5 protein-coding genes are annotated in these 13206 nt (G+C 76.1%); 3 read left to right on the forward strand and 2 right to left on the reverse strand.

Translation table 11 applies throughout. The annotated features are described in order from the left end of the window. The first annotated feature begins 28 nt into the window (after positions 1 to 28). The 3 genes from VM636_RS29625 to VM636_RS29635 are packed head-to-tail and all read left to right on the forward strand — an operon-like array spanning position 29 to position 9840. Positions 29 to 7336 (forward strand): amino acid adenylation domain-containing protein, encoded by a 7308-nt coding sequence (locus tag VM636_RS29625; RefSeq protein WP_338486193.1) that lies wholly within the window; start codon positions 29 to 31, stop codon positions 7334 to 7336. Further along, entirely contained in the window at positions 7333 to 8562 is a 1230-nt protein-coding gene (locus VM636_RS29630; RefSeq protein WP_338486195.1) for a cytochrome P450, read from the forward strand. The genes VM636_RS29625 and VM636_RS29630 overlap by 4 nt, the downstream gene beginning before the upstream one ends. A 27-nt stretch (positions 8563 to 8589) precedes the next feature. Then, positions 8590 to 9840 carry an MFS transporter gene (locus VM636_RS29635; RefSeq protein WP_030419832.1) on the forward strand — a complete coding sequence of 417 codons (1251 nt, stop codon included), beginning with the start codon at positions 8590 to 8592 and terminating at the stop codon, positions 9838 to 9840. Between the two features lie 19 nt (positions 9841 to 9859). Here VM636_RS29635 and VM636_RS29640 read toward each other — a convergent pair whose 3' ends face one another. Both VM636_RS29640 and VM636_RS29645 read right to left on the reverse strand, forming a co-directional pair. Then, on the reverse strand, positions 9860 to 12772 hold the full coding sequence (locus tag VM636_RS29640; protein ID WP_030419831.1) for a LuxR family transcriptional regulator: 2913 nt from the start codon (positions 12770 to 12772) through the stop codon (positions 9860 to 9862). Between the two features lie 192 nt (positions 12773 to 12964). Beyond that, entirely contained in the window at positions 12965 to 13159 is a 195-nt protein-coding gene (locus VM636_RS29645) for a hypothetical protein (RefSeq protein ID WP_030419830.1), read from the reverse strand. Between the last annotated feature and the right edge of the window lie 47 nt (positions 13160 to 13206).

The following is a 13206-nucleotide window of genomic DNA, read 5'->3' on the forward strand; positions in this document are numbered from 1 at the left end:
CCTCCCAGAACCGAGATCGGAGCGCCCCATGACCACACCCGACGTGCGTCCCGGCCCCGTCACTGCCGGCGGCCCCCTCACCCCGGCCGCCCGGCGCCTGCTGGAGCGGCGGCTGCGCGGCCGGCCCGCCGCCCGGGAGACCGGCCCCGCCCCGGTCCGGCCCAGACCCGAGCGGATCCCGCTGTCCGCGGCCCAGCAGCGCCTGTACTTCCTGGACCGGATCGACCCCGGAGCGCCCACCTACCTGCTGCCCGCCGCCTGGCGGCTGACCGGCCCCCTCGACGTGCCGGCCCTCACCGCGGCCGTCGCCGAACTGACCGCCCGCCACGAGCAGTTGCGCGTGGTCTTCCCCGAGCACGAGGGCGTTCCCCACCAGCGGGTGCTGCCCCCGGGCGGCACGGCGCTGGACGTGACGGACGTGCGGGCGCGGGCCGCCGAGGACCCGGAGGACCACGAGCGCCGGCTGTCCGCCGCCGTGCACGCGGCGGCCCTGCGCCCCTTCGACCTCGCCCGCGAACCAGCCTTCCGCGCCACCCTCGTCCGCGCCGCCGCCGAGGACCACGTCCTCGTCCTCGGCATGCACCACATCGTCTCCGACGGCTGGTCCCTCGACCTCCTCGTCCGCGACCTGACCGAGCTGTACGACGCCCGAACGCGGGGACGCGCCGCGGAACTGCCCGACATCCCCCTGGACTACACCGACTACGCGCTATGGGAGCGCGAGAGCGACCAGTCCGCCGCCCTGGAGCACTGGCGCGAGCGCCTGGCCGGGCTCACCCCGTTCGAACTGCCGGCCGACCACCCCCGCCCGGAGACCCCCTCCGGACGCGGGGCCGTCCACCGCGTCACCCTGCCGGCCTCCCTCACCGACGCCCTCGCCGCGCTCGGCCGCCGCGCCGGCACCACCCCCTACATGACCGTGCTGGCCGCCTTCCAGGCGGCGCTCGCCTTCCACACCGGCCGGCACGACATCGCCGTCGGCACCGTCGTGGCCAACCGGGAACGCGTCGAGACCGAGCAACTCGTCGGCTTCTTCGTGAACACCCTCGTGCTGCGCGGCGACCTCTCCGACGACCCGACCCCGGACACCCTGCTCGCCCGCACCCGGGAACTGGTCCTGGAGGCGTTCCAGCACCAGTCCCTGCCGTTCGAGCGGGTCGTCGACGCCCTCAGCCCCGACCGCGACCTGGCCCGCAACCCGCTCGTCCAGGTGCTCTGCACGCAGTCCGGCGCCGCCGCGCCCGGCATCGCCCTCGGCGCGGCGAGCGGGACGCCGTACCCGATCGGCCTGACCACCGCCAAGTTCGACCTCACCCTGGACCTGCGCGAGGGCGGCGACCGCACGGACCTGGACTTCGTCTACCGGCCCGACCTCTTCGAGGAGGCCACGGTCGCCGCGCTCGCCCGGCACACCGTCACCCTGCTGGAAGCGTTCCGCGACACCCCCGGCACCCGGCTCAGCGGCATCGACCCGCTCACTCCCGCCGAACGCGGCCACCTCCTCGGCCCCGACGGCCCCGCGAACACCGGCGCCGGCCTCGCCCCCGACCCGCGGACCGCGCCCGAGCGGTTCGCCGCCCACGCCGCCCGCACCCCGCACGCCGTCGCCGTCGGCGGGGCCGGCCGCTCCCTGACCTACGCCCGGCTCGACGCCCGCGCCTCCGCGCTGGCGCGGCGGCTGCGGGCCGCCGGGGTGGCCCCCGGCGCGCTCGTCGGCGTCTGCCTCGACCGCACCCCCGACCTCGCGGCCGCCCTGCTCGGCATCTGGCGGGCCGGCGCCGCCTACCTCCCGCTCGACCCCTCGCACCCGCGGGCCCGGCGCGAGTTCACCCTCACCGACGCGGGCGCCGACTGGATCGTCACCGACACCGCCACCCGCGCCGCCGTGGACCGCCTGCCCGCCCGCCTCGTGCTGCTCGACGACACCGGACCGGTGCCCGCCCCCGAGGACGACGGCGACATCCGGCCGGCCCCCGACGACCTCGCCTACGTCATCTACACCTCCGGCTCCACCGGCCGGCCCAAGGGCGTGGAGGTCACCCACGCGAACCTGGCCTGGCTGCTCGCCGCCGCCGACCACCACTTCGACTTCGGCCCCGCCGACGTGTGGACGCTGACGCACTCGCCCGCCTTCGACTTCTCCGTGTGGGAACTGTGGGCCCCGCTCACCAGCGGCGGACGCGTCGTCGTGCTCGGCGCGGACGAGGTGCGCGACCCCGAGGCGGTGCACCGCGTGCTCCGGGAGGAACGCGTCACCGTCCTCAACCAGACCCCCGCCGCCTTCAAGGGCCTGCGCGCCCGCGTCGAGGACTCCGGCGCCGGCTTCGACGACCTGGCACTGCGCACGGTGATCTTCGGCGGCGACGCCTTCGACGTGCGTGACTACCGGGACTGGTTCACCGCCCCGGGGCGCCGCCCCGCCCTGGTGAACATGTACGGCATCACCGAGACCTGCGTGCACGTCACCGCCCATACCGTGACCGAGGACGACGTCCGCGGCACGGTCCGCTCGCCGATCGGACGGCCGCTGGCCGGACAGCACGGGTACGTCCTCGACCCCGGGGGACGGCTCGTCCCGCCGGGCACCGTCGGCGAGTTGCACGTCGCCGGCGGCGGCGTCGCCCGCGGCTACCTCAACCGGCCCGGACTGACCGCCGAACGCTTCCCCGACAACCCCTTCGGCCCGCCCGGCACCCGCATGTACCGCACCGGCGACCTGGTGCGCGTGCTGCCCGACGGCGGACTGGCCTACGTGGGCCGCGCCGACCACCAGGTGAAGATCCGCGGCTACCGGATCGAGCCCGGCGAGGTCGAGACGGCGCTGCGCGCCCTGCCCGGCGTCCGGGACGTCGCCGTGGTGGCCCGCGCCGACGGCGGCACCGCCCGGCTGGTCGCGCACGTCGTCACGCCCGAGGCCCGCCCGCTCGACCCGCCGGCCCTGCGCGAGGGGCTGCGGCTGACCCTGCCCGACCACATGGTCCCGGCCCTGTTCGTCCGCCACGAGCGGCTGCCGCTGACCGTCAACGGGAAGGTGGACCGCGCCGCGCTGGCCGCCCACGGCCCCCAGGCCGCCGGAGACCGCGCCCACGTGCCCGCCGAGGGACCCGTCGAGCGGGCCCTGGCCGGGGTGTGGAGCCAGGTCCTCGGCACCGAACACGTCGGCCGCACCGACAACTTCTTCGACCTCGGCGGCGACTCCATCCTCGCCCTGCGCCTGGTCGGCCTGGGCCGTCTCGCCGGGCTCGCCTTCACCGTGGCCGACGTCTTCCGCGCCCGCACCCTGGCCGACCTGGCCGCACTCGTCACCGACGCGGCCGACGCGCCCGAGCCCGTCGCCCCGTTCTCCCAGCTCGACCCCGCCGACGCGGGCCGGCTGCCCGACCACCTCGCGGACGCCTACCCGCTCACCATGCTCCAGGCGGGCATGCTGCACGAGATGCTCGCCGACCCCCGGCGCGGCGCCTACCACAACGTCACCGACCTGAAGATCACCGTCCCCGAGGGTTTCGACCTCGGCGCCTTCCAGGCCGCCGTGGACGCGGTGGTCGCCGGGCACCCCATCCTGCGCACCTGCGTCGACCTCGTCTCCTACCGCGAGCCCCTCCAGCTCGTCCACCGCACCGCCCACCTGCCCGTCGGCTACACCGACCTGCGCCACCTGCCGCGCGAGGAACAGCGGGCACGACTGCGCCGCTTCGTCGACGAGGAGTTCGACCGCCGCTTCGACCTGGCCGCAGCCCCCCTCGTCCGCCTCCACCTGTTCCACGTCACCGACCACGACCTGCGGCTCGTCCTCACCGACTGCCACGTCGTCCTGGACGGCTGGAGCCTGACCTCCCTCGTCGCCGACCTGCTCGCCCTGCACCGCGAGGCCGTCGCCCACCGCACCGCCCCGCGCCCCCCGGCGGCGCCGCCGTTCGCCGAGTACGTCGCCCTGGAACGCGCCGCGCTGCGCAGTGAGGAGTCACTGGCGTACTGGCGCGAACGGCTCGCCGAGCTGCGGCCGGTCACCTTCCGCCGCCGCGCCGGCGCCGCCGCGCAGGACGGCCCGCCGGTGCACGAGGTCCGCCGCTCCTACGCCCACCTCGCCGAGGCCATCGGCCGGCTCGCCAGGGAGGCGGGCGTACCGCGCCGCACCGTGCTCGTCGCCGCCTTCCACCACACCATGAGCCTGTTCGCCGACCGCGGTGACGACGTCCGCGGCCACAGCGTCGGCCTGGTCACCAACGGCCGCCCCGAGCTGCCCGGTGCCGACGGGATGCGCGGCCTGTTCCTCAACACCGTGCCGTTCGGGGTGGCCCGCCCGCGCGGCACCTGGCTCGCCTACCTGCGGGACGTCTTCCGGGCCGAGCAGGACATGCTGCCGCACCGCAGGGTCCCCCTGGTCCGTATCGCCGGACTTCGGCCCACCGAACCGCGGCTGACCGACGCCGTCTTCAACTACGTCAACTTCCACCGCCTTTCCCACGACTCCTGGGACGACTCCCTGGAGATCGCGCGCACCATGTTCCCGCTGCTGGTCAACGCCAGTGTCAACGCCTTCACCCTGGACGCCGACCCCGAGTACGTCGACCCCGCCACCGCCGGGCAACTGGCCGACGTGTACTGCGCCCAACTGGAGGCGATGACCGCCCGCCCCGACGCCCGCGTCACCCGGCCCGCCCTCACCGGCGCCGCCCGCGCCACCGCGCTCGACGACTGGGCCCGCGGCCCCGTCGTGCCGTCCTCCCCGCTGCTCCTGCACGAGCACCTCGCCGGCCACGCCGCCCGCACGCCGGGGGCCCCCGCCGTCGAGCACCTCGGGCAGCGGCTCACCTACGCCGAACTGCACGAGCAGGCCGAGCAGTTGGCGCGACGGCTGCGAAGCCTCGGCGTGGGACCCGAGACGGTGGTCGGCATCTGCGCCGAACGCGGCCCGGACCTGGTGCGCGCCGCGGTCGGCGTGCTGCGCTCCGGCGGCGCCTTCCTGCCGCTGGACCCGCAACACCCCACCGAACGGCTCGCGTTCATGGCCCGGGACAGCGGCATGCGGGTCCTGCTGACCCAGCGGCCGCTGGAGGGCACCGTGCCGTTCGACGGACCGGTCGTCCACCTCGACGCCCCCGCCGCGCACCAGGAACCCGCGCCGCCGGGACCGGCGGCCGACGCCGACACCCTCGCCTACATCATCTACACCTCGGGCTCCACCGGCACGCCCAAGGGCGTCGGCATCCCGCACCGCGGCCTGTCCAACATGCTCGAAGGCCAGCGCGACCTGGTGCACCCCACCCCGCAGGACCGGGTCCTGCAATTCGCCTCCTTCGGCTTCGACGCCTCGATCCTGGAACTCACCTGGTCCCTCGCCAACGGCGCCTGCCTGGTCACGGCCCCCGCCGCCGCCCTGCGCCCCGGCCCCGACCTCGCGCACACCCTGCGCGAGAACCGCGTCACCGCCGCCATGCTGCCGCCCAGCGCCCTCGCCGTCCTCGGCGAGGACGCCTTCCCCGACCTCACGGTGCTCCAGGTGGCCGGCGAGGCGTGCCCGGCCGAAGTCGCCGACCGGTGGTCGGGCGGCCGGCGCTTCCAGAACGTCTACGGCCTCACCGAGACCACCGTGTGGTCCCTGGCCGCCGAACTGGAACCCGGCCGGGGCCGCCCGCCCGTCGGCACCCCGATCCGCAACACCCGCGTCCACGTCCTGGACGACGACCTCCAGCCGGTGCCGGCCGGCGCCCCCGGCGAGATCCACCTCGGCGGCGTCGCCGTCGGCCGCGGCTACCTGGGCCGGCCCGCCCTGACCGCCGCCACCTACGTCCCCGACCCGTACGGGGCCCCGGGCGAGCGGCTGTGCCGCACCGGCGACCTCGGCACGCACCGGCCGGACGGCTCCGTGGAGTGGCTGGGCCGCCGTGACTCCCAGGTCAAACTCCGCGGATTCCGCATCGAGCCCGGGGAGATCGAGCACGCGCTGCGGCAGCTTCCCGAGGTCCGGCAGGCGGTGGTCCTGCACCGCACCGACCTGCCCGGCGAACCGGCCCTCGTCGCCTACCTGGTCCTCTCCGGGGCACACCGGCCCGCCACCGAGGACCTGCGCGGCGTCCTGCGGGCCCGGCTGCCCGCGTACATGGTGCCCGCGCGGTTCGTGGTCCTCGACGAGATGCCCGTCAACCGCAGCGGCAAGACGGACAAGAGGGCCCTGCCCCTGCCGCCGGCCGAACCCGACCGGCCGGACACCGGGTACGTCGCCCCCTCCGGCGCCGCCGAGAAGATCCTCGCCGAGATCTGGCGCGAGGTGCTCGGCCTCTCCCGCATCGGTGTCCACGACGACTTCTTCCGCATCGGCGGCAGCTCCCTGTCCACCGTCCGCGTCTCCCTCATGGCCGCCGCGCGCGGCCTGCCGGTCTCGGTGGGGGACCTGATCGAGCACCCCACCCTCGCCCGGCTCGCCCGGCACGCGGTACGGACCGCGGGCGAGGGACTGCCCGCCGCCGTCACCTCCGAGGTCCGGCTGCGCGAGGGCACCGGGGAGCCCCTGTGGTGCGTGCACCCCACCGGCGGCAGCGCCGCCTGGTTCGTCCCGCTCGCCCGCGCCCTGCCGCCCGGCAGCCCCGTGCACGCCTTCCAGGCGCGCGGTCTGCTCGGCGGCACCGACCCGAGCACCGTGACCGGCATCGCCGCCAACTACGTCGCGGAGATCACCGAACGCGGCGGCAGCGGCCCGCACGCCCTGCTCGGCTGGTCCATGGGCGCCAACATCGCCCTGGAGATGGCCACCCAGCTCCACCGGGCCGGACACCCCGTCGCCCCGCTGGTCCTCATCGAGCCCTACCTGCCCAACCCGGCCGCCCGCGACCGGCTCCTGGGCGTCACCCGGGACCTGCGCGAGGCCCTGCGCCTGCGCGACCGGCTGCGCGGCCTGCCGCCCTCCCCGCGGCGCGAGCGGGCCACCGCCGAGCTGACGGCCGCCCTGCTCGGCGCCGGCATGAGCCCGTCCGAGGCCGCCCTCGTCGAGGGCGCCCCGATCGAGGTGTGGCACTCGCTGCTCGCCGCCCTCGCCGCCTACGAGGTCCGTCCCCACCCCGGCCACGTGCACCTGGTGGTGGGCAGCGAGGCCGCGGGACTGCCGCGCGGCCGCACCATGCCCGGCCTGGACGTCGACTACGACACCTACGTCGCCCGCTGGCGCGAGGTGGCCGGCGGCGGGCTCACGCTGCACGTCAGCGACGGCGACCACATGTCGATGATGGCCGCGCCCCGGGTGCGCGGCATCGCCGGCCTGCTCACCGGCATCGACGCCTCCGGAGCCGCGAAGGCCGCCGGGACCGCCGCACGCGCCGGGACGGGAGACACCCGATGACCCCCCACGCCCCCGGCGTCACCGAACGCTACCTGCTCTCCCCGGACATGATCGCCGACCCCTACGGCCACCTCGACGCCCTGCGCGACCACGCGCCCGTCCACTGGAGCCCCCTGCACCACGCCTGGCTCGTCACCGGCCACGACCAGGTGATGCGCTGCCTGCGCGACCCCGCGGTCTCCGCCGACCGGGTGCGGCCCCTGATGGACGCCGTCCCGCAGGGCGCCCGCGAGGACGCCGAACGGGCCTTCGGCATCCTGTCGCGCTGGATGGTCTTCAACGACCCGCCCCGGCACCGCCGGCTGCGCCAGGTCTTCCAGGAGGCGTTCGCGGCCCGCGCCGTGGCCCGCTACCGCGCCTTCACCGAGAAGGCGACCCGGGCCGTCCTCGCCCGCAGGGCGGTGCCCGGCCGCACCGGCGACCTCCTCGCCGACGTCGCCAGACCGCTGCCCGCCCTGGTGTTCGCCCGCTGGCTCGGCATCCCGCCCGCCGACGGCCCCTCCTTCTGGTACTGGAACACCCGCGTCGCCGACCTCGTCCTCGGCACCGCCCAGGAGGAGAGCGAGTACCGGGCCTCGCTCCAGGCGCTGGTGAGCCTCGACGACTACCTCGGTGCCCTCGTCGCCCGGCGCCGTGCCACACCCGGCGACGACCTGATCAGCCAGGTCCTCCGGGAGGGCCGGGTCGGCGACTCGGTCAGCGAGGAGGAGTTCACCGGGATGCTCACCCAGATGGCGTTCGCCGGCGGGGAGACCACCAGCAACCTCATCGCCAACACCGTCCTCGCCCTGCACACCCGCCCGGGGCAACTGGCCGCCGTCCGGGCCGATCCCGAACTGGCCCGGGGCGCGGTGGAGGAGACCCTGCGCCTGGACGGCCCGTCCAAGATGTCCATCCGCACCGCCGCCCGCGACCTCGACCTCGACGGCCGCACCCTGCGCGCCGGGGACCGGATCTTCCTCGTCACCGCGGCCGCCAACCGCGACCCGGCCCGCTTCCCCGACCCCGGCCGGTTCGACGTCCGCCGCAGCGGCGCCACGCACCTCGGCTTCGGCTTCGGCGCCCACTTCTGCATCGGCGCCGCCCTGGCCCGCCTGGTCGCGGTGGCCGCCGTCCGCACGCTGGTGTGCGACCACCCGGGCCTGACCCTCGCCGGCCCCGGCCGCCCGGCCTGGCAGCCGTCCCTGCTCAACCGCGCGCTCACAGCCCTGCCCGTCCGCTACTGACCGGACCCCGGTCGACGAAAGGCACCCATGGCCACCACCCTCGCCGAGGCCGGCCCACGCCTGTGGGCCCCCCTGCGGCACCGGTCCTTCCGGCTCCTGTGGACGGGGCAGGCCCTGTCGCTGCTCGGCGACGGCTTCAGCGTCGTCGCGTTCTCCTGGATCACCCTCTCCCTGACCGGCTCCACCCTCGCCCTCGGCTACGTCCTGGCCTTCCAGGCAGTCCCCCGCGCCCTGTTCACCCTGGTCGGCGGCAGCCTCGGCGACTCGATGTCCCCGCGCACCCTCATGGTCGCCTCCAGTTGGACCCGGGCCGCGCTGATGACGGCCGTCGGCGTCGCGGGCCTCAGCGGGGACCTGACGGTGTGGATGCTGTGCGCGGCGGCCGCCGCCTTCGGCACCGTCGACGCCTTCTTCCAGCCCGCACGCGTCTCCATCCTGCCCTCGGTCGTCGACGACGCACTGCTCACCCCGGCCAACGCGCTGATGGGGGCGGGCGCGCGCACCGCCGCCGTCATCGGACCGGCGATCGGCGGACTGGTCATCGCCCTGACCCGGGCACCGGTCGCCTTCCTCGTCGACGCCGGCTGCTTCGCCCTGTGCGGGCTGTGCGTCTCGCGCGTCCGCACCCGGCCCAGACCGCCCCGCCCCGCCGCCGACGGCACCCCCGGCAGACAGGCGTCCCTCGGCGCCCGCATCCGCGAGGGCATCACGTACACCGCCCGCGACCCGCGGCTGCGGACGGTCGTCGCCCTCGACACCGCCGTCAACTTCTGTTACGCCGGGCCCTTCACCGTCGGCTTCGCCACCCTCGCGAACCAGGTGCTGCGCGGCGGCTCGGCCACGCTCGGCGTGCTCAACGGCTCCCTCGCCGCGGGAGCCGTGCTCGGCACCCTCGCCGGCGGCGCCCTCGGCGGGCGCCCCCGGGTCGGTCTGCTGGTGGCGGCGCTGGCCGGCTGGCTCGGCGCGGGGATGGCCGTCCTCGGCCTGGTGCACAGCACCCCCGTCGTCGTGGCCACCGTCCTCGCCATGGGCTTCGCCATCGGGTTCCAGGGCGTGTTCGGACTGAGCTGGATCCAGCGCAACATCCCGCAGGACGTGCTCGCCCGCGTCGTCTCCGTCGACATGGTCCTCGGCTACGGCGTCGCCCCGCTGTCGCTGATCGTGTGCGGGGCGCTGGCCGGCCGGGACGTCTCCCTCCTGTTCGGGGTGGTGGCCGGGTTGCTCGCCGCGACCGGACTGGCGGTGCTCGCGTCGAGGGCGGTGCGCGAGATGCGGTAGGGCCCCGGCCGGCGGTGGCCTACTCCTTCACAGCGGCCGACCGCGCGCACAGGTCCGCGCGGTTGGCCGCTCCCGTCTTGGTGATCAGGCTCGCGATGTGCTTCTCCGCGGTGCGGGGCGAGATGAACAGCCGGTCGGCGATGTCCTTGTTGCTCAGCCGCTCCGCGAGCAGCCGGAACACGTCGAACTCCCGCACGGTCACGCCCTGGGCGAGCAGGTCCCGCGGGATCGAGCTGGTCCCGGAGCGGTGCTGGTGCACCGGGGCGCCGAAGCGGCGCAGCGCCGCCCGGCAGGCGCCGGTGACCGCCACGAGGTCCCGCTCGTGGAAGTGGTGCTCGGCCTGCCGCAGCCAGCCCACCGCGTCGCCCCAGCCGTCCCGGTGCGCCGCGTCCGCGATCAGCCGCAGCCCCAGGTGCCGGGCGAGCGGATACGGTTCCGCCGCGGCCAGCGCGGACTCCACCGCCGCCGCCGCGCGCGTCCGCGCGCCCTCCCGGCCCAGCAGCACCGCGTCGGCGAGCAGCACGAACTGGCGGTTCCACCGCATCCGGGCCATCGCGGTGGCGGTGGTCTCCTCGTGCCGCCGCCGGTCCGCGTCACCGGCGAGCACGTCCAGCAGCAGGACCAGACCGTGGGTGCCGCCCAGGTGGTAGGTGGAGGGATTGCCCGCCTCCAGCGACTGCACCGCCCGCAGTTCGGCGCGCGCCAGGTCGCGGTCCTCCTCCAGCAGCGCGCAGAAGGCGCGGGCCAGGCCGAGGCTCAGCGGCTCCTCCTGCGACCCCGCGCCGTCCCACTCGGTGAACGCCGCCAGGGCCGCCTCCATCGCCGCCCGGTCCGCGCGGTGCGCCTCCAGGGTGGCCCGTGCCATCAGGACGTACCGCACGACGGGCGCCAGGCGCAGCCGCCGTGCCACCGACAGGCAGTCCGCGGCGGCCGACCGCGCGGCCTCGTGGTCGCCGCGCAGCACGGCGTCCAGGACGAGGATGCCGTCCACCGTGTGCACGATGTTCACCGAGCCGAGCCGCAGCGCCTCCTCGCGGGCCGCCAGCAGGCCGGCGGTGTCGCCCTCGGCGAGCCAGGCGTTGCCGCCCATGCGGGTGGCCGCGTACATGCGCTGCAGCGGCAGCCGGTGCCGCTCCGCCGTCCGCTGGGCCTGCCGGAGCATGCCGGCGGACTCCTCGGGGTCCCGCTCGCGGGCGACGGTGGCCAGCAACTCCCATGCCTGGCAGGCGACGACGGGCAGGCCGTGCCGTTCGGCGGTGTCGGCGGCCGAGCGGGCGAGCTTCTCCGCGTGCTGGGTGCGGTCCGGCCCCGGGGTGTCCAGGGCGAGGTAGGCGGCCGTGACGTCGACGGCCGCGGCCGTCGCCTCGTCCGGTGCCCCCGCCAGGACCTCCCGGGCCCGGTCGACCTGCCGGTTGCCGTCGCTCCACCGGCCCGCCGTGTGGGCCACCTTGGCCAGCCGGGTGTGCAGCGTGGCCAGGCGTACGGCGCTCAGCCCGGCCCCGCCCAGCGCGTGCAGGTCCTCGGCCAGGTCGAAGGCGCGGGCGAAGTCGCTGGCCTCCGCGAGCGCGGGCAGCAGATCCTCCAGGACCGAGGCCCGTGCCTGCGGGTCACCGGCCTCGGCCAGCAGTTCCCCGGCCCGGCTCAGCAAGGTCACCGCGGAGCCCAGGGCGCCCGCCGCCAGGGCCCGTCCGCCGGCCTCCGCGTAGAGCAGCCCCGCCTCCACCCGGTCCCCCGCCTCGCAGCGCAGCCCGGCCGCCAGCGCGCACCAGTCGCCGTCGAGGCCCGGGTGCAGTTCCTCGACGGCCCGCGCGCCGCGCCGGGACAGCTCCGCGCGCTGGCCCGGCGTCATCTGCGTGAACAGGGCCTCCACGGTGGGGGAGTGGCGGAACGAGTACCAGTCGGGGGCGGGTTCGTCCGGGAGGACGAGCCGGGCGGCGACGCCGGCGTGCAGATGGCTCAGCAGCGTCCGGTCGTCGGCGCCCGTCATGTGCTGGAGCACGGTGAGCGGGAAGCGGCGGCCCAGCACCGCGGCGGCCGACAGCAGCGTCAGGCCCTGCGCGCCCAGCCGGTCGATGCGGCGCAGGATGCCCCGGGCCAGCGTGGAGGAGACGTCCCGCCGCAGATCGCCGACCGTGCGCCAGCCGTCGGCGCCCTGCACCAGCGTGCCCGCCCCGATCATGGACTGCAGCAGTTCCTCGACCAGGTAGGGGCTGCCCGCGCTGTCCTCCCACAGGCGGTCCGGGACCGCGGGCGGCACCTCCCCGGGGCCGGCGACCCCGAGGTGCGCCGCCGTCATCTCCTCCACCTGGGGCCGGGTCAGCGGCGGCAGCTCGGCGAGGGTGGCCGCGCCCCGGCGGCGGGCGGACTGCGCCAGGTCCAGGGCGTCGCTGAAGTCGGTCCGCACGGTGGCCAGCAGCAGCACCGGCGTGCACTCCAGGTTGTCCACCAGGTACTCGAGGACGCCGAGGGTCTCCGGATCGGCGTCGTGCAGGTCCTCCAGCAGCAGCAACTGTCCCTGCCCGCGCGCCGCGGCCAGCAGCAGCCGCAGCACCGCCTCGCCCAGGATCACCATGGAGGTGCTCTCGCGCTCCCCGGTGTCCCACTCGGGTATCAGCCGGCCGAGGACCGGCCGGTACGGGCCGAGGGCCGTGTCGTCCAGGGGCTCGCCGCCGCGGAACAGCGGCATCAGCGCCTCGGTCAGCGGACGGAACGGCACCGCGGGGCCGGTGGTGCTGCTCCGGCCGCGCAGGACCCGCATCCCGGATCCGAGCGCGCCGCCCACGGCTTCCGCCGCGAGCCGCGACTTGCCCACCCCGGCCTCACCGACCAGGAAGACGACACCGCCCCGTCCCTCCCGCGCCTCGGCCAGGGCGCTGTCGAGCAGACGGAGTTGGGGGTCTCGCCCGACGAGGGAAGGCGCATGGGAACGCATGGACGCAGATGATAGTCAGGATGCCGGAATCCGGGGCAGACCGCATCGGCGCCGTCACACACCGCGCCCCCGCCGGACCTGCGCCGGACGGCCCGCCACCGGGGGCGGAGGCGGGCGTTCCCGCCGGACGCGCCGCGGCGCGGGCCCGTCCGGCGGGCCCGCGCCGTCATCGCGGGCGACGACCGCGCGGGCTCAGCTCGGGGCGGAGACCGAGGTGTCCAGCGAGGTCAGCGTGATGACGATGCCGCTGGTCAGCACCATCCCGGCCAGGACCCGGGCGCGGGCGCAGGCGCGGTTGCGGCCGGTGAGCGTGATCCCGCCCGCCGCGTCCGTCTCCTCGGCGGCGTTCACGGCGGCGTCGGCGGTGGTGTTCGGGTGCCGGTCCATGGGTGTTCCCCTTCTGATGTCCGTACGTCGGGTACGGGGCCGGAGCT

The organism is Streptomyces sp. SCSIO 75703 (assembly GCF_036607905.1).
Taxonomy (GTDB): domain Bacteria; phylum Actinomycetota; class Actinomycetes; order Streptomycetales; family Streptomycetaceae; genus Streptomyces.

What these genes read in the sequence shown, in the direction of transcription:
- VM636_RS29630 (WP_338486195.1), top strand. Translation starts at nt 7,333, where the DNA reads ATGACCCCCCACGCCCCCGGCGTCACCGAACGCTACCTGCTCTCCCCG.
- VM636_RS29640 (WP_030419831.1), bottom strand. Translation starts at nt 12,772, where the DNA reads ATGCGTTCCCATGCGCCTTCCCTCGTCGGGCGAGACCCCCAACTCCGT.
- VM636_RS29635 (WP_030419832.1), top strand. Translation starts at nt 8,590, where the DNA reads ATGGCCACCACCCTCGCCGAGGCCGGCCCACGCCTGTGGGCCCCCCTG.
- VM636_RS29645 (WP_030419830.1), bottom strand. Translation starts at nt 13,159, where the DNA reads ATGGACCGGCACCCGAACACCACCGCCGACGCCGCCGTGAACGCCGCC.
- VM636_RS29625 (WP_338486193.1), top strand. Translation starts at nt 29, where the DNA reads ATGACCACACCCGACGTGCGTCCCGGCCCCGTCACTGCCGGCGGCCCC.